This window comes from Pseudomonas sp. B40(2017) (assembly GCF_002112855.1).
Taxonomy (GTDB): domain Bacteria; phylum Pseudomonadota; class Gammaproteobacteria; order Pseudomonadales; family Pseudomonadaceae; genus Aquipseudomonas; species Aquipseudomonas pharyngis.
In genome coordinates this window covers 353,215-371,842 of record NZ_NEIT01000001.1, presented here as the reverse complement: position 1 = coordinate 371,842, position 18,628 = coordinate 353,215, and the positions used below count along the sequence as shown (strand labels likewise).

At 59.1% G+C, this 18,628-nt stretch carries 18 protein-coding genes; 10 read left to right on the top strand and 8 right to left on the bottom strand.

Features of this window, described 5'->3' with window-relative positions; all coding sequences use genetic code 11:
- Window positions 1-20 precede the first annotated feature (20 nt).
- The 4 genes from CAF76_RS01595 to CAF76_RS01580 all read left to right on the top strand — a co-directional run bounded on the left by CAF76_RS01595 (window position 21) and on the right by CAF76_RS01580 (window position 3,112).
- Entirely contained in the window at window positions 21-998 is a 978-nt protein-coding gene (locus CAF76_RS01595) for a glycine betaine ABC transporter substrate-binding protein (RefSeq protein WP_371857882.1), read from the top strand.
- A complete protein-coding gene (locus CAF76_RS01590) occupies window positions 995-1,921 on the top strand; it encodes a homocysteine S-methyltransferase family protein (RefSeq protein WP_085646573.1) in 927 nt (308 codons plus the stop codon). The genes CAF76_RS01595 and CAF76_RS01590 overlap by 4 nt, the downstream gene beginning before the upstream one ends.
- The gene (gene msrA, locus CAF76_RS01585; protein WP_085646572.1) at window positions 1,914-2,381 is read left to right on the top strand and encodes a peptide-methionine (S)-S-oxide reductase MsrA; all 468 of its coding nucleotides are present in this window, start codon (window positions 1,914-1,916) and stop codon (window positions 2,379-2,381) included. Before CAF76_RS01590 ends, msrA begins: the two co-directional genes overlap by 8 nt.
- Before the next feature lie 215 nt (window positions 2,382-2,596).
- Window positions 2,597-3,112 carry a cupin domain-containing protein gene (locus CAF76_RS01580; protein ID WP_085646857.1) on the top strand — a complete coding sequence of 172 codons (516 nt, stop codon included), beginning with the start codon at window positions 2,597-2,599 and terminating at the stop codon, window positions 3,110-3,112.
- 283 nt (window positions 3,113-3,395) lie between these two features.
- Here the strand turns inward: CAF76_RS01580 and CAF76_RS01575 are convergent, their stop codons facing one another.
- Window positions 3,396-5,186 (bottom strand): thiamine pyrophosphate-requiring protein, encoded by a 1,791-nt coding sequence (locus CAF76_RS01575; protein WP_085646571.1) that lies wholly within the window; start codon window positions 5,184-5,186, stop codon window positions 3,396-3,398.
- A 264-nt stretch (window positions 5,187-5,450) separates the two neighbouring features.
- Between CAF76_RS01575 and CAF76_RS01570 the strand changes: the two genes are divergently transcribed.
- Complete coding sequence (locus CAF76_RS01570; RefSeq protein WP_064596590.1) at window positions 5,451-6,674, top strand: zinc-dependent alcohol dehydrogenase; 1,224 nt, start codon at window positions 5,451-5,453, stop codon at window positions 6,672-6,674.
- 124 nt (window positions 6,675-6,798) lie between these two features.
- Here CAF76_RS01570 and CAF76_RS01565 read toward each other — a convergent pair whose 3' ends face one another.
- The 3 genes from CAF76_RS01565 to CAF76_RS01555 form a co-directional block, all read right to left on the bottom strand.
- A complete protein-coding gene (locus CAF76_RS01565) occupies window positions 6,799-7,458 on the bottom strand; it encodes a carbonic anhydrase (RefSeq protein WP_011334144.1) in 660 nt (219 codons plus the stop codon).
- A 134-nt stretch (window positions 7,459-7,592) separates the two neighbouring features.
- On the bottom strand, window positions 7,593-8,102 hold the full coding sequence (locus CAF76_RS01560) for a nucleoside deaminase (protein WP_011334143.1): 510 nt from the start codon (window positions 8,100-8,102) through the stop codon (window positions 7,593-7,595).
- Between the two features lie 30 nt (window positions 8,103-8,132).
- Entirely contained in the window at window positions 8,133-9,473 is a 1,341-nt protein-coding gene (locus CAF76_RS01555) for a nucleobase:cation symporter-2 family protein (protein ID WP_085646570.1), read from the bottom strand.
- Between the two features lie 213 nt (window positions 9,474-9,686).
- On the opposite strand from CAF76_RS01555, the gene CAF76_RS01550 reads away from it, so the two are divergent.
- A complete protein-coding gene (locus CAF76_RS01550) occupies window positions 9,687-10,601 on the top strand; it encodes a LysR family transcriptional regulator (protein WP_085646569.1) in 915 nt (304 codons plus the stop codon).
- 60 nt (window positions 10,602-10,661) lie between these two features.
- Here the strand turns inward: CAF76_RS01550 and CAF76_RS01545 are convergent, their stop codons facing one another.
- Window positions 10,662-11,420 carry an SDR family NAD(P)-dependent oxidoreductase gene (locus CAF76_RS01545; protein WP_085646568.1) on the bottom strand — a complete coding sequence of 253 codons (759 nt, stop codon included), beginning with the start codon at window positions 11,418-11,420 and terminating at the stop codon, window positions 10,662-10,664.
- Between the two features lie 230 nt (window positions 11,421-11,650).
- On the opposite strand from CAF76_RS01545, the gene CAF76_RS01540 reads away from it, so the two are divergent.
- A complete protein-coding gene (locus CAF76_RS01540; RefSeq protein ID WP_085646567.1) occupies window positions 11,651-13,105 on the top strand; it encodes an MFS transporter in 1,455 nt (484 codons plus the stop codon).
- Between the two features lie 6 nt (window positions 13,106-13,111).
- Here the strand turns inward: CAF76_RS01540 and CAF76_RS01535 are convergent, their stop codons facing one another.
- Complete coding sequence (locus tag CAF76_RS01535; RefSeq protein WP_085646856.1) at window positions 13,112-13,963, bottom strand: LysR family transcriptional regulator; 852 nt, start codon at window positions 13,961-13,963, stop codon at window positions 13,112-13,114.
- Between the two features lie 93 nt (window positions 13,964-14,056).
- Window positions 14,057-14,287: a hypothetical protein gene (locus CAF76_RS01530; RefSeq protein WP_011334137.1), complete on the bottom strand. Its 231-nt coding sequence runs from the start codon at window positions 14,285-14,287 to the stop codon at window positions 14,057-14,059.
- 282 nt (window positions 14,288-14,569) lie between these two features.
- Between CAF76_RS01530 and CAF76_RS01525 the strand changes: the two genes are divergently transcribed.
- Window positions 14,570-15,370 carry a DUF1206 domain-containing protein gene (locus CAF76_RS01525; RefSeq protein ID WP_085646566.1) on the top strand — a complete coding sequence of 267 codons (801 nt, stop codon included), beginning with the start codon at window positions 14,570-14,572 and terminating at the stop codon, window positions 15,368-15,370.
- On the opposite strand, the gene CAF76_RS01520 is transcribed toward CAF76_RS01525, so the two are convergent.
- Window positions 15,364-16,278 (bottom strand): LysR substrate-binding domain-containing protein, encoded by a 915-nt coding sequence (locus CAF76_RS01520; protein ID WP_011334135.1) that lies wholly within the window; start codon window positions 16,276-16,278, stop codon window positions 15,364-15,366. The two genes, CAF76_RS01525 and CAF76_RS01520, sit on opposite strands and share 7 nt — an antisense overlap.
- 197 nt (window positions 16,279-16,475) lie before the next feature.
- Here CAF76_RS01520 and CAF76_RS01515 point away from each other — a divergent pair, with 197 nt between their 5' ends.
- A complete protein-coding gene (locus CAF76_RS01515; protein ID WP_064381592.1) occupies window positions 16,476-17,225 on the top strand; it encodes an SDR family NAD(P)-dependent oxidoreductase in 750 nt (249 codons plus the stop codon).
- Between the two features lie 97 nt (window positions 17,226-17,322).
- On the top strand, window positions 17,323-18,621 hold the full coding sequence (locus CAF76_RS01510) for an MFS transporter (RefSeq protein ID WP_085646565.1): 1,299 nt from the start codon (window positions 17,323-17,325) through the stop codon (window positions 18,619-18,621).
- The last annotated feature ends 7 nt before the right edge of the window (window positions 18,622-18,628 follow it).

Here is an 18,628-nt window from a genome sequence, read left to right as displayed (position 1 = left end):
TGATCGTGCCGGCCAGCGTGATGGCCAAGGACAAAATTGTCATTGGCGAGCAGAACTGGACGGGGGCCATCGCCATTCAACACATTCTGGGTGAGGTGATCAAAATTCGTCTGGACGGTGATGTGTCGTATCTGGCCGGGGACGTGCCGGTGCTGTTCAGTGCGGCGGCCAAGGGCGACGGTTCTGTGGATGTGCTGACGGACATCTGGCTGCCCAATCAGTCGGCGGCATGGGCCAAGTACGTCACCGGCGGCACCCGCTCACTGGTGCCCAATGCTCACCCTTATGCCGGCGAACAAGGCTTCTACATTCCCGGTTATCTGCAAGACAAGTACGGCGTCAAATCGATCTACGACCTGAAAAAACCGGAAGTGGCCAAGCTCTTCGAGCCAGTGGGCGGCGGCAAGGCCGAACTGCTGGTGGGGCCGGCGGGCTGGGAGTCGACCTATATCGGCCAGATCAAGGCCAAGGATTACGGCTTCGCCGATAAATTCGAGTCCGTGTCGACGGAAGCCTCGGTGACTTACGCCAAACTGGCCTCGGCTTACAAAGCGCAACGCGGCGTGGTGTTCTACGCCTACACCCCTGACTGGATTTTCTCGGCCTATGATCTGCGTCGTCTGGAAGAGCCCGCGTTCGATGGCTACGCCCAGGACAACAAAAAAGAAGATCCTCTTTACAAGGCGGATGGCTGCTGGAAATTCATCAGCCCGACCGTCGATCCCGACTGGCTGAACAAGAGCCACATCACCTGCGCCTTCCCGGATGCCAAGGTGTACGTCCTGGCTTCCACCGCACTGCAAAAGCGCGCGCCGAAAATTGCCGAGTTCCTGCACAACTTCTCCATCGACCCGGCACAGTTGAACGGACTGATCCAGAAAATCGAAAAGGAGAAACAGCCAGCAGACGTCGCCGCCAAGGCCTGGGTTCAAGCCAACCCTTCTACTGTTGACCAGTGGTTTGCAGGGCAGGCGCAGCAAGTGAGTTCAGCCCAATGACCAGAGCGAACGTACGTGTGCTCGATGGCGGCATGGGGCGGGAGTTGAAGCGAATCGGCGCGCCGTTCCGTCAACCGGAATGGTCGGCCCTCGCGCTGATCGAAGCGCCCGAGTATGTGCTGCAGGCGCATCAGGCGTTCGTGAAAGCGGGCGCACGGATCATCACCACCAACAGCTATGCGGTGGTGCCTTTTCATATTGGCGACGAGCGATTTGCCGAGCAGGGAAGAGCGCTGGCTGAGCGCGCCGGACGGCTGGCGCGGCAGGCCGCCGGCGAAAGTACCGATGCGGTCACCGTGGCCGGGTCGTTGCCGCCGGCGTTGGGGTCGTACCGGCCGGATCTGTTCGATCATAAGCGTTCAGTAGCGATCCACCGCGAACTCATTGCCGGATTGCAGGCGCACGTCGATGTGTGGCTGGCCGAAACGCAAAGCTCCATTGCTGAAGTGCGGGCGGTGGTCGAAGCCCTTGGAACGGATTCCGCGCCACTCTGGGTGTCATTCACGCTGTTGGACGAAGAGGGCCGGGAACCGCGATTACGCTCAAACGAGGCTGTTGCCGATGCGGTTCGCGTGGCGGCTGAGCTGGGGGCCAAGGCGGTGCTCTTCAATTGCAGCCAGCCGGAAGTGATGGCCGCGGCCTTGATTGAGGCACGCGCTGTGATTGAAAACCTGGATCATCCTGTCGAACTGGGGGTTTATGCCAATGCTTTCCCCCCTGTCAGTGCCAAAGCCGAGGCCAATAGCGATTTGTTGGACATTCGGCGCGATCTGGGCCCCGAGTCCTACCTGGACTGGTCGAAATCATGGGTTGCCGCAGGGGCCAGCATTGTCGGCGGATGCTGTGGGATCGGCCCGGAGCATATCGCCCAGTTGCATTTGCACCTGCACTATCTAAAGGGTGAGGAGGCCGCGCATGAGTGATTTTTCAGGCGACGTTCTGTCAGAGCAGGCGATATTGGGTGCCGGCTGCTTCTGGGGGGCGGAAGCCTCATTCCGGGCATTGCCGGGTGTGCTCGACACCCGCGTCGGATTCGCGCGGTCAGACTTGGGCGACGCCACCCTGATCGAAGTCGTGCAAGTCGACTTCGACCCCCGACTCATTTCCTACAGCCGTCTCGTCGAGCACTTCTGGACACTGCACGATCCCACGTCAGTCGACCGGCAGGGTGCGGACGTCGGGGCGAAATACCGCTCCGCGCTGTTTTTCAACAGTGCCGAGCAGGCCCGACTGGCGCTTGTCGCCAGGCAGCAGCTGGACGCCAGTGGCCAGTTGGACAAGCCAGTGGCTACGGTGATCCTGCCACTGGGTGAGTTTCAAAAGGCGGATGAAGAACATCAGCGCTACCTTGAAAAGCACGGTGGCAGCGCCTGTTCCATTTGATGCATAGGCAACGCTTTTGCCGTCTGGGCCGGGGCGTTGCGATTTCTCGGGTCGGCGAGTGGGCAAGCCGATATTGGCGCAAGAGTGAATCCACAGGAATACGGGCAGGTGAGGGTGTATAAAAGTGATTAAAATCGTCGAAATACAGTTAACTACACTAAATGGTCGTTTAGTCGAGTTATTACATAATGTATTGAAAATCAATGGAGCAGGCCATGAATCCGAGTCAGATCAGTGCGTCGAACCTGATTGCATCACTGGACCTTGAACCTCATGTTGAGGGCGGCTATTTCCGCAGGACATACCAGGCTGATCACCGGGACATGCTTGAAACCACGAGCGGCTCACGCTTTCTGATGACGTCGATTTACTACCTGCTTACCGAAGATTCACCGGTCGGCCAGTTTCATTTCAACCATTCGGACATCCTGCATTATTTCCATCTGGGCGATGCCATTGAGTACAGCTTGATCCTTGAAGACGGTTCACTGCAGACGTTGGTGATGGGCAGCGATGTTCTAGCCGGACAACATTTACAATTGCACGTACCGGGCGGAATCTGGAAAGCCTCCAGACTGCTGAATGGTTCGAACGGATTTGGTTTGATCAGCGAAGCGGTTTCACCAGGCTTTGATTTCGCCGATATGGAAATGGGGAGTCGGCAGAAACTCACAGCGCGGTATCCGCAGCATCGAGCGCTGATTGAAAAGCTGACGCGTGCCGAGGATTGAGAGCGGCACGTTTTAAATAGAGGGACCTACAGCCAACAAAGATCAGGTCGTTTGAAAGCGATGCTGGAGATCGAAATGGCGTGCACAACCGGGCTGACTCCGTAATACTTTGTTACGTGTAATGTATATTATGTTAAATAGTGTGTCTGATCGGAACTTCCTCGGTTCACCTTTGCCGCCAGGACGCCAGGACGCCAGGACGCCCTGACTCCCCGGCGTCCTGGTGATATGCAGATTGAAAACCAAGCCATCGTCACGAAACTCTTCGCGGGTCTTACCGTCACTACTTGCGCTTCCCGGGCAATACCGTCCCCAATACCTGTTTAGCCGTTTGCACGATGACGCCCGCTTCGTCCGGATCACCCTTGAGCAACGTGCTGGCGAATTTCTTTGCCTGTTCCAGCTTGATATGCGGCGGCAACGGCGGCACATTCGGGTCGGTCTTGAATTCAATGACGACCGGTACTTCGGAAGCTAACGCCTGCTCCCAGGCTGCGGCCACGTCTTCCTCCCGATCGACAAAAATGCCTTTGAGGCCGATGGAGATGGCGAACAAATGGTAAGGCACATCCGGAATACTCTGCGAGGCAACGAATTTCGGATCGCCCTCCATCACGCGCTGTTCCCAGGTGACCTGATTCAGATCCTCATTGTTGAACACGGCGCAGATCCACTTCGGGCTGTCCCACTGTCGCCAGTATTTGGCGACCGTTATCAGTTCGGCCATGTTGTTCATCTGCATGGCGCCATCGCCCACCAGGGCGATCACCGGCCGTTGCGGGAAAGCGAACTTCGCCGCTATCGCGTATGGCACAGCGGCGCCCATCGAGGCCAGGCCACCGGAGAGCGAGCACTTCATGCCCTTGCGGATTTTCAGGTCACGGGCGAACCAGTTGGCGCAAGAACCGGAGTCGCTGGTGATGATGGCCTGCTCGGGCAGACGCGGGGACAACTCATACACCACCCGTTGCGGGTTAACCGGGTCGGCCTTGGCCATCGCGCGCTTCTCGAGGGTTTTATCCCAGCTCGCCCGCCAGCCTTCGATCTTTTTACGCCACTTGCGCAGCGGCTTGTGTTCGAGCAACGGTGCCAGTGCCGCGAGGGTCTCGGCCGCGTCGCCGACCAGATTGACTTCCATCGGGTAGCGCAGACTGAGCATGTCGGGCTGCAAATCGATCTGGACCCCGCGCGCCTGCCCCTCCTTCGGCAGGAATTCGGCATAGGGAAACCCCGATCCGATCATCAGCAGGGTGTCGCACTCCGTCATCAATTTGTAGCTCGGTTCGGTGCCGAGCAGACCGATACAACCTGTGACCCAGGGCAATTCGTCCGGTAATACAGCTTTGCCGAGCAGTGCCTTTGCCACTCCGGCGCCCAGTTTCTCGGCAATCGCAAACACTTGCTCGCTGGCGTGCAGCGCTCCGGCACCCACCAGAATCGCAACCTTCTCCCCTGCATTCAGCACGTCGGCGGCACGTTGCAGATCAGCGTCGTAAGGCAGCACCTTCGGTTTGCTGTAACCGATCCCGGAATGCGCGGTGCCATGGGCCCGGGCGGGGGCCTTGTATTCGATGTCTTGCAGGTCGTTCGGCAATATCAGCGCCGTCACCCGGCGTTCGCCGACCGCCGTGCGTACCGCGCGATCCAGCAGGTGCCGGACCTGCGAAGGTGCCGAAGCCTGCTGCACGAATGCGCCGGCCACGTCCTTGAACATCGAGACCAGATCCAGCTCCTGCTGATAATGGCTGCCCAGTGCCGTGCGCGCCTGCTGCCCGACAATCGCCAGCACCGGCATGTGGTCCAGCCGAGCGTCGTACAGTCCGGTGATCAGGTGCGAGGCGCCGGGGCCGGATGTCGCGATGCACACACCCAGTTCACCGGTGAATTTGGCATGGGCGGACGCCATGAACGCCGCCATTTCCTCGTGACGCGCCTGGACGAATTCGATCTTGCCGCCCGCCCGGCTCAACGCACCGACGACGCCGTTGATACCGTCGCCGGGATAACCAAAAATTCGCGTCACACCCCATTGGCTCAGGCGTTCGACCAGAAAATCACCCACTGTCACCGTCATGTCCGACCTCATCTTTTCATTGCGTATGACATCCCGGTGCGCCGACATCCACGACACGCTCGGGAGATGTAAAGGTCTGGACCGCCCGGCGGACGGCGAAGTTTCGATTAATTGCGGATCACGACGGAGACGCAAGACAGGGTGATAAGGCGCTCTTCATTGTGAGGACCACCGCCAGTCACTTCCCCCGCCTTTCATTATGAACTTACGCTCTCCGTGTGCCCTCTCCCACTTACATCCAGTGAAAGTCAGAGGTAGGACGCCATGAGAGCACTTACGTATCACGGCGCGCACAGCGTCAAAGTCGACAACGTTGCGGATCCAGTCATCCAGGACAGCGATGACATCATTCTTCGAGTGACGGCAACCGCGATTTGCGGATCTGACCTTCACCTTTATCGAGGAAAGATTCCAACTGTCGAGCATGGCGATATTTTCGGTCATGAGTTCATGGGGATCGTCGAGGAGGCAGGTTCAGCGGTCACCGCCGTGCAGCCGGGCGATCGGGTTGTCATTCCCTTCGTTATTGCCTGCGGCAGCTGTTTCTTCTGCGCAATGGATCTGTTCGCGGCCTGCGAAACTACAAATACGGGGCGTGGAGCGATCTTGAATAAAAAGGCGATCCCCCCGGGAGCCGCGCTGTTCGGATTCAGCCATATGTACGGCGGAGTGCCTGGCGGGCAGGCCGAATACGTGCGTGTACCGAAAGCCAACACCGGGCCGTTCAAAGTGCCAGGGACACTGCCGGATGAGAAAGTTCTTTTCCTCTCCGACATCCTCCCGACTGCGTATCAGGCTGTAACGAACGCGGGGATTGGCAACGGCTCCAGCATCGCCATTTATGGTGCGGGCCCTGTCGGTTTATTAAGTGCAGCCTGCGCAAGAATGCTCGGGGCCGACCAGATTTTCATGGTCGATCACCATCCTTACCGCTTGGCTTACGCGCAGAAAACATACGGCGTAATTCCCATCAACTTCGATGAAGACGACGACCCTGCAGATACGATCATTCGGCAAACCAAAGGAATGCGGGGCGTCGACGGCGTCGTGGACGCGGTCGGGTTTGAAGCGAAAGGCAGTACGACGGAAACGGTTCTGGCGACACTCAAGCTCGAGGGAAGTAGCGGCAAAGCTCTGCGCCAGTGTATTGCAGCTGTCAGACGTGGTGGCATTGTGAGTGTCCCTGGAGTCTATTCTGGATTCATACATGGATTCCTTTTCGGGGACGCGTTTGACAAGGGTCTGACTTTCAAAATGGGTCAAACCCACGTGCATCGCTTCCTGCCGGAGCTGCTCCATCACATCGAGGCAGGCCGCCTCTCACCGGAGGTCATCATCAGCCATCGTATGTCGCTGGAACAGGCTCCAGAGGGCTATAAAATTTTTGATAAAAAGGAAGAGGATTGCCGCAAGGTCATTCTGACGCCGGGCGATAGCGATGTGGCTCTACCGGAACACGATGTCAACACCACGGCGTTGGCCACGTAAATGTGTGAATAAAAGAAAGGACGTGAAATATCAAACGATTGTGAGTCATCGGTGGGTCTTTGATTCGGGCCAGGGACCGATCGGCCGGGACGAAATTTTCCCCGTCCCGACCTGTCTGTCGCCGTTATATCTGACCACCGTTGCGCGCAGCGACGGCAACGGTGGTCGGTGAATCGGACAGTGGAACGAAGCGTCGAGTGGCTCCATCCAGCGCATCGATGCAACCTGCCTCGATGTCATAGACCCAGCCATGCAAATTCAAACGTCCTTGCTCAAGCGCAAGCGCCACCGATGGATGAGTCCGCAGGTTCGCCAGTTGTGCGATCACGTTTTCACGAACGAGGCCATCGAGCTTGTCGCGTGGCGTATCGAACTCATGCGCCGCGTTGATCGCTTTCGCGGCGTCCGAGTGCCGAAGCCAGTTGGCAACTGCCGGCAGATGATCCAGACACGTGCAGCGTGAAATCGCGCCCATCGCTCCGCAATCCGAGTGGCCGCAGATCACGATGTCCCGTACGCCGAGCACTGCAACCGCATATTCGACGGTGGCCGAAACACCACCGGGTTCAGGGCCATACGATGGCACAATGTTGCCGGCGTTGCGGATCACGAACAGCTCACCCGGCTCCCGCTGTGTGAGCAGTTCAGGCACTACACGACTGTCCGAGCATGTTACGAACAACGCCTTTGGGTTTTGCTCTGTCGCGAGCTGCCTGAAAAGCTCGACGCGTTGTGGATACACCTCGCGTTGAAAACGCAGAAAGCCATCAATAATGTCACGCATGGAGTCCTCCAAAACCTGATTCCTGATGCCGAGACGAGCACTTGATGCCTTCGCGTCTCAGTGGGGCGTCATTATTGCAGACGTCGCATGCGAGTGCGCGACATCACATCACTCGAGCTTCGTTTCAAAACCTGTTACGACCAAAACCCCCTGTGCGGTTCAGCCGCCTCCCCCTCCAGCATCGGCCCCAACACACTGACCTTACGTTGCCCCTTGGCGAACACCTCGCGGCACGGCAGCGAGAACGTCGGATTCTCCGGATGGTCCCCCGTCAGTCCCAGCAAGGCATGCTCCGACAAGGCATAGACCACACGTCCGATCCCCGTCCAATACACCGCGCCGGCGCACATGCAGCATGGCTCGGCGCTGGTGTACAGCGTGCACAGTTCCAACTCCTGCGGCGACAGGAGTTTTGCCGCTGCCGCCGCTGCCACCAACTCGGCATGCTGGGTTGGATCACCTTCCGGGGGCATCGAGTTGTTCCCCGCTTCGACAATCACCTTGCCGTTGCGGTCGGCCACCAATGCCGCGAACGGATGGCGACCGCGTTGCTTCGATGCCTCGGACAAGGCAATGGTCTGGCGCAGTAACGTCAGATCAAGCGCGCTGATGCCAGCCGGGATGAGTTCAGTCAATTGATTCATGGGTAACTCCAGGGCAGTGGAAAACAAAAGTCAGTCGGCCAGTTCAGCCGATGTAGCGCCGATGGTTTCGGTCGATTTTTTTTCATTGTTGAGCAGGATGTTGAGGACGATGGCGGTGATCGCTCCGAGAAAAATCCCGCTGTCGAGCACCAGTTTCAGGGTCGGGCCGACGTGTTCGAACAGCGCCGGAAAGGACATCGGCAGCACCCCGACACTCACTGACACGGCGACGATAATGCCGTTGCGCGTGCCCTCGAATTGCACCCGTGACAGTTCCTGAATCCCCGCCACCGTGGTCATGCCGAACATCACAATCGCGCAGCCACCGAGCACCGGCGTCGGCACCGCGGCGATCAACGCGCCGAGTTTCGGGAACAGGCCCATCAGCACCATGATTGCCCCGGCAGCGGCCACAACGAAGCGGCTTTTAACGTTGGAGAGCGCAATCAAGCCGGTGTTCTGAGTAAAGGCGTTGTAAGGAAAGCTGTTGAACAAGCCACCGAGCATGGTCGACAAGCCATCGGCGCGGAATGCGTTGCCGAGGGTCTGTTGCGTGGTCGGTTTGCCGGTCAATTTGCCGATCGCCAGACAGTTGCCGGTGGTCTCGGCCATGATGACCAGCATCGCCAGGGTCATGATCAGAATCGGCACCGGCGCGAATTCCGGCGCGCCGAAAGCCATCGGCGCACTCAACTCAAACCAGGCCGCTTCGCTGACCCGATTGAAGTGAGTCATGCCGCAAGCCGCTGCGATCAGGCTGCCGACAAACAGGCCAATCAGCACGCTGAGGTTGCCGATGAAGCCCTTGAATCTGGCGTAGATCACCAGCGTCACGCTGACCGTGGCCAAACCGAGCAACAGGTTGGCGGGATTGCCAAAATCTGCCGCATCGGGATTGCCACCCCCCAGCCATATCGCCGCCGCCGGCATCAGCGAGATGCCGATAATGGTGATCAGGCTGCCAATCACCACCGGCGGAAAAAACCGCAACAAGCGGCTGAACACCGGTGCCAGCGCGACGGTGATAAATCCCGCCGCGATCACCGCGCCGAAAATCTGACTGAGGCCGAACTCTTTGCCGATCATGATCATCGGCGCCAGGGCAATGAACGAGCAGCCCTGAATCAGCGGCAGGCGGGCGCCGAACTTCCAGAAACCGAGGGTTTGAATCAGCGTCGCCACACCAGAGGTCAACAGGTTGGCGTTGATCAGCAACACGACTTGCGCCGAGGTCAGCCCCATCGCGCTGCCAAGAATCAGCGGCACCGCCACCGCTCCCGCGTACATCACCAGAACATGCTGCAAGCCAAACGTGAACAACTGTCGCAGTGGCAAAACCTCGTCCACCGGATGAATGCGTTGTGTGGTCATTTCACACGCTCCTGAAGGTGCGGCATCTGTTGAGATTGCGGGCATGCCCAGGGCGTTTGAAGGTGGATCCGCCCCGGAGATCGTTTGAAGCGGGGCCATATTTGAACGTTTATTGCGATGAAACAAATTAGCAACCATCGCTTTTTCCGATGGCACGGATCTGGCATCCGTTAGCCGCTCCAAACCTTCATTTTCGAACCGGGAGTTCAACGCTTGCGCTTCTCACTCGATCAACTGTTGATGTTCGTCCAAGTAGTCAAAAGCGGATCGTTTTCCGCCGCCGGGCGCAAACTGGGCAAGACCCAATCGACCATCAGCGCAGCGATTGCCAACCTCGAAACCGACCTTGGCGTCGACCTGTTCGACCGCAGCAACCGCAGCCCTGCCCTCACCGCCAGCGGCCACAAATTGCTGGTGCAGGCCGAAGCCGTGCTTGAACGCTGCATGACCTTCGAAGCCCACGCCGATTGTCTGTCGGAAAACGTAGAGCCCAGCCTGACACTGGCCATTGAAACGCCGTACGGCCCGATCATGCCGGTGCTCAAAGCCTTCGAAGCAGCCTTCCCCTTTGTCGACCTGATCATTCGTCATCCGGTCCATGGCGACGTCAGTGAACTGGTCAGCAGCGGCGAAGCGGTGCTCGGTGTGGCGTTCTCACAGCCCGGCTACCCCAAGGAGCTGGCGTTCCAGCAACTGGGCAAACTGATCATGCTGCACGTCTGCCATCCCCAGCACCCATTGGCGCAACTCGATAACGTCACGTTCGAGGATCTGCACGTCCATCGCCGCCTTGCCTTCAGCGCCCACGCGAGCAAACTGCCGAGCAGCGAATATCTGCGTTCGACCCAGCTGTGGCAGGCGGAAAGTTATCTGGCGTTATTGGAAATGGTCCGCGCCGGACTCGGCTGGGCCACCCTGCCCCGCCAACTCATTCAGCGTGAACTGGCCAAGGGTGAGCTGGTGGAACTGCAGCTCTCGGCGTATCCGCATACCGACTGGCAGATTGGTGTGGATTTGCTCTGGGCGCGGCAGCGGCCGTTGGGTAAGGCAGAGCGATGGCTGAAGGAGAAGTTGCAGGGCAACAAGGTGTATGAACTGGATCGCAACGGGCAGACCACCACGCTTTGAGATCAATGCAGATGGAACAAGTCGCCTTACGCCTGCCCGATGCTTTACCAATCCCCTGCTTCAGATTTGCGATAAACCACCATCGACCATCAGCTCCACGCCGTTCACGTATCTGGCGTCGTCCGAGGCGAGAAACAGTGCCGCGCTGGCAATTTCTTCGGGTTGCGCCATGTAGCCCAATGGCGTGATTTGCTCGACGTGCTGGCGCAGCGCGGCAATGTCGCTCTCGCTCATTTTCAGCCCGTTGTCCATCAGCGGTGTGCGGGTGAAGCCGGGGCTCAACACGTTTGCGCGGATTTTGCGGTCCTTGAGCTCATTGGCCCACGTGCGTGCAAACGATCGCACCGCCGCCTTCGACGCGTTGTACAGACTCAATCCTTCCATGCCGTTGCTGGAGCAGATTGAGGCAGTCAAAACGATGGACGAAGCGTCATTCATCAAGGGAAGAAGCGTTTGAACGCTGAAGAAAACGCCTTTGACGTTCACGTCGAACATGGCGTAGTAAGCCGCCTCGCTGGTCTCTCCGAGCGGATTTTTCTCACAGATCCCGGCATTTGCGAACACCGCGTCCAGCCGGTCATCGCGCGTTTGGATTGTCGCTTTGAGCGTGTCGAGATCGGCCTGAAGCGAGACATCGGAAACCACCGCGACAGCTTTGTCGCCGAGTCTGGCAACTGCCGCCTCCAGCCTGTCTGCTGCCCGTGCAGTGATGTAAACGCGTTTGGCGCCCTCGGCGATCAAGGCTTGCGCGATGGAAAACCCGATCCCTGTGGAACCGCCGGTCACGACGGCAACCTGATCGCTGAATTTACCTGACATGTCTGACTCCTCAGTCGTTGATGAAGGGAATGTCTGAAACGACCTGGCCCATGGTGAGCGTCAACGGCGCAGAACGGCACTGACAGCAATGAACGTTGGCCGTGCAGTTTTGTAAGGCGAAAACGCAGTAGCGATTGCCTAAATTGGGACGCGGCGACCTGACCCGGGCAGGCGCAAAGCCTTGCCCTTCAGTCGTCGTCAAACCTGAGTTTCCCTACAGGATGCCTGTCATGTCTCGAATCGAAATCGAAGTGCCCGAACCCCGGCGCTGGTTGATGTTTGCCATCTTGCTCGTCGGTGCGTTTCTGCCGCCCCTGGATTTTTTTATCGTCAACGTCGCCCTGCCCTCGATACAGGAGGATCTGGGGACAGGCTCCTCTGCCGAGCAGCTGGTGATTTCTTCCTATGCAACGCTCTATGCCGTGACGCTGATTACCGGCGGACGACTCGGCGATCTGTACGGCCGCGGGCGGATGTTCTTCCTTGGCCTGCTGGGCTTCGCCGCCGCGTCGCTGATGTGCGGCCTGGCGGTTTCGCCGTGGATGCTCATCCTCGGACGCGCCTTGCAGGGTGTGACCGCCGCGGTAATGGCCCCTCAGGCACTTGCATCGGTGCAGGCGATTTTCCCAGTGTCGGAAAGACCATTGGCATTGAGCATTTACGGGGCCGTATTTGGACTGGCGTCTGTGATCGGTCAGGCACTGGGCGGCTTTTTGATTGAGGTCGACGTGTTGGGCATGCGATGGCGCGCGATCTTCCTGGTCAACCTGCCGATCGCGTTGCTGGTGATTGCGTTCGGCATCCGTGTGATCAAAGAAACCCGTGCGCAACACGCGAGCAAGCTGGATCTGGTGGGCACCGCGTTGTCGATGCTGACCCTGACCACCCTGGTCGTGCCATTGATTGAAGGCCGCGAGGCGGGATGGCCGTGGTGGGCCTGGCTGTCGCTGGCCGCCAGTCCTGTGCTGGCGGTAGTGTTCTGGCGCTACGAGAGCTGTTTGCACCGGACCGGAGGAACTCCCATCCTCGCCCCGGCCGTACTGAATGCACCGGGCCTGGGGCGAGCGCTTCTGGTCGCGCTTTGCTTCTATTCAATCGGTGTGTTTTTTCTGATGTTTTCGATGTACATGCAAAGCGCATTGCATATGAGCGCACTGCATGCCGGCCTGATCTTTCTGCCGTTTGGCGCGGGATTTCTGCTCGGTCCCCTGTCGGTTCCGCTCCTCAGGCGCGTCCTCGGGGGCTACGTGAATCCGGTAGGAATGGGGCTGGAAATAGTCGGATTACTATGGCTGGGCTGGCTCGTGTCAGTGACACCGACTACCCTCGCCCCGCCCTTCACTTCCATGACGGTCATCCTGTTCCTGATCGGTCTGGGACAAGGGCTCGGCCTGCCGACATTGATGCGCATGGTCACGGGCCGGGTAGCGCCGGCGTATGCCGGGATGATCGCAGGCATTACCAGCGCAACGCTGCAGATCAGCACATCGCTGAGCGTCGCACTGATTGGCGGTGTGTTTTATACCTTGCTCGGAGAACCGGCGACGGCGGTCAGCATCACTCATGCGTTCACGATCGCTGTTCTGTGCATCGTCGTTTGCCTGGCCGTAGGGGCAGCGATAAGCCTGACGTTAGCGCGCGAGCCAGCGACGGTAGCGCAAGCCTCGGCTGTACGCCCGACCTGAGGCGCGCTACCCCGCACCGATCATGTTGGAGGCAAGGTCAGCCAGGGCGCGCAGCCGGTCCATCTGGCGCATGTCCTGGTGATACCCCATCCAGATATCCCGCCCTGGCGGTGGCTCGTCCTCATCCAGCAGTTGCAGTCCCGGCACGGAGTCGCCGAGGACGCGGGGCAACACCGCAACACCCAGCCCCTTCGCGCACATCTGTGCCTGAACCGTACGGCTGCTGCTGGTGAACACGGTGCGGGCCAGCGGATAGCGTTGCTGCAGCCATTGCACGTCCGGGTAATGGGCCTGGGCGATGTTCATCAGGATCAGGCCAAGCCCCTCGCCGTCCGGCTGCGGCGCCGGGGCATGCAAAGCCGCGTATAGGCCGTACGACAGAGTTGTCAGCTTGCGGTGCACTATGTCGGGTTCGGTGAAAGGCACGATCCGGAAAGCGATGTCGGCATCCCGGCGGGCAAGGTCGAACAGTCGATGCCCGGCGATGACTTCGGGAACGATCAACGGGTAGCGGTGCACCAGTTCGCTGAGAACCGGCGACAAAACATGACAGGCGAACCAGTCAGCTGAGGATATCCGCAACAGGCCTTCAGGCTGATCACCATGCCCCGCCAGACGCCGCTCGATGGCCAACGCGCTGTGCTCCATGTCCTGCGCCAGACCGAGAATCCTCTCGCCATTGTCCGTGAGCACCAGCCCTTGAGCGGTCCGCAGGAAAAAGGCTTGCCCACTGGTTTGTTCAAGCACCTGCAAGCGCCGTCCGACCGTCGGATGACTGACCCCCAACTCGCTGGCGGCTCCGCCCAGCGAGCCGCTGCGGGCAATCGCCAGGAAGATCCGCATGTCACTCCAGTCCATGCCCTCGCCCCGTACAAAAATGAACATTGAGTGGTCAGCTTATAGTTCAAGTAGATGGCTGTTCATGAATTTCGATTCAATCAGCCGATCTGATCAGCCTCGCGACAATGACTTCAAACGCTCCACCAGCGCGGCTTCGAAAATGATGTACAGCCTCTCGGCATCACCAGCACGCAAGGCCCCGCCGGTTTCCAGTCCCAGCACGAAACCATCCGCCCGCGCCCCTGCCTTGACAGCAATGATCATCGAGTCTGCCCGGACAATCTGCGCCAGCAGTCGATCCGCTTCTCGCTGAATCTTGTCGCCCAATACCACGCCTTCCACATCGCCACCCAATACGTTCAATTAGACATCCAGTACATGACCGCGATAACCGCTGAAACCCAGATGATGGTCAATACAATCGAGTAACCAGCCAGTTGCTTGTCCATTTTCACCACGGCATCAATATGAATCTGAATGATGGGTCAGGATCGTCCGGCTCGCAACGTCAGCTCGTCCCCTTCATCCATTGCACTCCGGGTAAATGTCCGGACTCCGATTTGTAACAGAACCCCTTTCAGCGACAAGGGTCTGCTCTCTTAATACACCTCGGAAATCTATCCAATGTCCGCGCAACGCAGTCTCGTCATACTCGCTCGGGGCGGATACGCCGCTCGCGGAGTGCTTTATTTGATCATCGGCATATTCGCGCTATTGGCAGCCCAGGATTCGACAAAACCCAAAGACAGTCACAAGAGCCTGGAGGCCTTGCTGAGCCAGCCGTTCGGCTATTTTCTGGTGGGCCTTGTGGTGGCGGGTCTGCTTGCGTTTGCCGCCTGGCGTGTCCTGCAAGCGATACGCGATGTCGATCATCACGGCACGCAGCTCAAAGGGCTGGTGATTCGTGCAGGCCTGTTTGCAGGAGGTCTGGTCAACGGTGCTCTGGCGTTTTTTGCGTTGGGCCTGCTTGTGAGTGGTAGCCGCAGTTCGAACCATTCCGCAGAGCAGACCAAAGACTGGCTGGCGCATCTTTTGTCGTGGGAACACTCGAATCTATTGTTGTACCTGATTGCGCTCATTCCGCTGGGGGTTGGCGTTGCGCACATCATCAAGGGCTGGAAGGCCTCGTTCGAGAAGTATTTTGAGGCCGACGAAGAGGTCATGCGCTATGTCCGTCCGGTGTCTCGCTTCGGTCTGATCGCACGCGGCGTCGTGTTTATGGAAATTGCTTTGCTGCTGGCCGTCAGCGGTTCCGCTTATCAAGCCATGGACCCGCCTGGCATGAAGGAAGCGCTGGACGCGCTGCAGAATCTACCCGCTGGATGGCTTGTCCTGATGGTGATGGCCCTGGGGCTGATTGCGTTCTCGGTTTACAGTTTCTCGGAAGCGTGTTGGCGCAAGATCAATATGGATGTGCTTCAGTAACTGAAGTCATGCCCCAGCTCACGCTGCATCCATTCCAGAAAACGCCTCACCCGTGGAAACCCCGCATGCGCCTTCGGGAAAACCAGGTGGTGTGCGGTGATCGGGGCGCTCAACCCGGGAATGACTTCGACCAACTCGCCGCGCGCCAGGTAGTCCTGCGCCAGCAGCGTGCTTTCCAATGCAAATCCAAGCCCGTGGCTGGCGGCTTCGAGGGTCATGTAGGAGCGGTCAAAGCTCAAGGTATAGGGGCTTTCAGGGCGCGACAGCCCGTGTTGAGCAAACAGTTGCGGCCACTTGATCAGCGTCGCTTCCGACAGGATCAGGTTGCAGTCCAGCAAGTCGGCGACGGCGCGGATGGGGCGTTTTTCCAGAAGCTTGGGTGATGCGAGAACTGCGATTTTTTCGTTGCGCAGCGTACGCACTTCGAAACTTGGCCAGTTCGGCATGCCGTGGCGGATGTCCACGTCGATCTTGTCCCGACTGAAGTGCAGCGATTCATAAGAGCATGAGAGATTGAGCTGAATGTCGGGATGGCTCTCGCGAAACTGTTCCAGGCGCGGCATCAGCCACAACAGGCCGAAGCTGGGTGATGAATGCAATCTCAGACAGTCGAGGCTGACATCACTGGTCGCACGCTCTGTTGCCACCGCCAGGCTGTGCAGGATGCCGGAAATCTCGGACAGGTATTGCTCGCCCACGGGCGTCAACGTCACCCCTCTGGCCGTTCTGAGGAACAGCTGCCGCCCGATCATCGCCTCGAGTTTGGCCAGTTGGTGGCTGACTGCCGAGGGCGTCAGGTCCAACACTTCGGCCGCACGCGCGACGTTGCCAAAGCGCGCAGTTTGCTCAAAGGCCTGAATGGCTTTCAGGGGTGGCAGGATTGGCGGTGCTTCGCCGGATGAACTCATGATGAGGGTTATTCCGCTGCAAGTGGCTGAGGCCGGGCGTTCGGCTATTCAAACACCGCAACCGCATGTTGGCGAGTGCTGAATTTTTTTCAGCATCCAGTGAAGTTTGCGTTATTGCTCAGGGTCGTTGCGGGAGACAAGCTGAGTCATCGGTTCTGCACGGACCGACTCAATAACAACAATCAGAGGTTTCTCCCATGCTTCTTCAAGGCAAAGTCGCGATCATCACAGGTGCTGCCTCCGCACGTGGTATCGGCCGCGCGACAGCAACGACCTTCGCTCAACATGGCGCCCGGGTGGTGATTCTGGATCTGGACGCATCCGCTGCCCGCGATGCCGCTGCCTCTTTGGGCGAGGGTCATCTCGGCCTGGCTGCCAACGTCGCCGACGAGTCCCAGGTGCAGCAGGCTGTCGCGACCGTCATCGAACACTTTGGGCGGATCGACATACTGGTCAACAATGCCGGCATCACCCAACCCCTCAAGACCCTCGATATCCGACCCGGTGATTACGACAAGGTGCTGGACGTGAGTCTGCGCGGTACGTTGCTGATGTCCCAGGCGGTGATACCGCTCATGCGCCAGCAAGCCAGCGGCAGCATTGTGTGCATGTCTTCGGTTTCCGCACAGCGTGGCGGCGGCATTTTTGGCGGGCCTCATTACAGCGCCGCCAAGGCCGGTGTGCTGGGCCTGGCCAAGGCCATGGCGCGTGAACTGGGGCCGGACAACGTGCGCGTCAACTCCATCGCTCCCGGCCTGATTCACACCGACATTACTGGCGGCCTGATGCAGGACGAGCGCCGCCACGCGATCATCGACGGCATTCCGCTGGGTCGCCTGGGCGAGGCCCAGGATGTGGCCAATGCGGCGCTGTTCCTGGCCAGCGACCTGTCTTCCTATCTGACTGGCATCACCCTGGATGTGAACGGCGGCATGCTGATTCACTGACACACGTGGCGGGCCTCGCGGCCCGTGCGGTTCTGGATCGATGATACGGCCGGGCAGACTTGCCCGGCGGTCAATAAAAACAAGAGATCAGACCATCATGACTACCCTGTCGCTCGAAGCCGTTTCGGCGGTGCGTTCCAACGCCTACCGTAAAACCGCCTGGCGCCTGATGCCGTTCCTGATGCTGTGCTACCTGTGCGCCTACCTCGATCGCGTCAACGTCGGCTTTGCCAAACTGCAAATGATGAACGATCTGGCGCTCAGCGAAACAGTCTACGGGCTGGGCGCGGGCATGTTCTTCATCGGCTACTTTCTCTGCGAAGTGCCCAGCAACATCATCCTGCACAAGGTCGGCGCGCGGGTCTGGATCGCGCGCATCATGATCACCTGGGGCATTGTTTCCGCCCTCTTCGCCTTCGTCGAAACCGCCTGGCAGTTCTACGCCCTGCGCTTTCTGCTGGGCATTGCCGAAGCCGGCCTGGCGCCGGGTCTGCTGCTGTACCTCACCTACTGGTTTCCGTCCTACCGGCGTGCACGCATGACGGTGTTGTGGTTCATCGCTATCCCGTTGTCGGGCATGGTCGGCGGCCCGCTCTCCGGCTGGATCATGAACCACTTCGCCGGTATGCACGGCTGGGCCGGCTGGCAATGGATGTTTGTGCTGGAGGCTGTGCCTACGGTGGTTGTCGGACTGTTGGTGCTCAGCTATCTCAAGGATGGCGTGCATCAGGCCAGTTGGCTCAACGACGACGAAAAAGCCCTGATCGCTCGTGAGCTGACGGAGGACGACCAGCAGAAAGTGACGCATGCGTCCGTGGGCGAATTCATTCGTGACCGTCGCCTCTGGCTGCTCGCGGGGATCTATTTCTGTGTGGTGATGGGGCAGTACGCAATCACCTTCTGGCTGCCGACCCTTGTGCGTAATGCCGGGGTCTCCGATCCGATGAAGATCGGCTTGCTGACCAGCCTGCCGTACCTCTGTGCCATCGCCGCCATGTTGCTGGTCGGACGCAGTGGTGACAAACATCGCGAACGCCGCTGGCACCTGATCGTGCCGATGATCGCCGGGGCCATCGGCCTGACCCTCGCGGCGCTGATGGGAGGCAATGTGATGCTGTCCATTCTCAGTCTGTGCCTGGCGGCTTCCGGCATCCTGTCCGCGACCTCGCTGTTCTGGATGCTCCCCACCACGCTGCTCGGTGGTGTCTCCGCTGCGGCAGGCATTGCCGCCGTCAACAGCTTCGCCAACCTTGCCGGCTTCTGCTCGCCCTACCTGATTGGCTGGATAACCACACTCACCGGCTCCAGCGCTATCGGCATGTATCTGATCACCGGCGTGCTGCTGATCGGCGCCTCGCTGGTCCTGCGCATTCCCGCTGCCTTGGTCAATCGTTGATTCACAG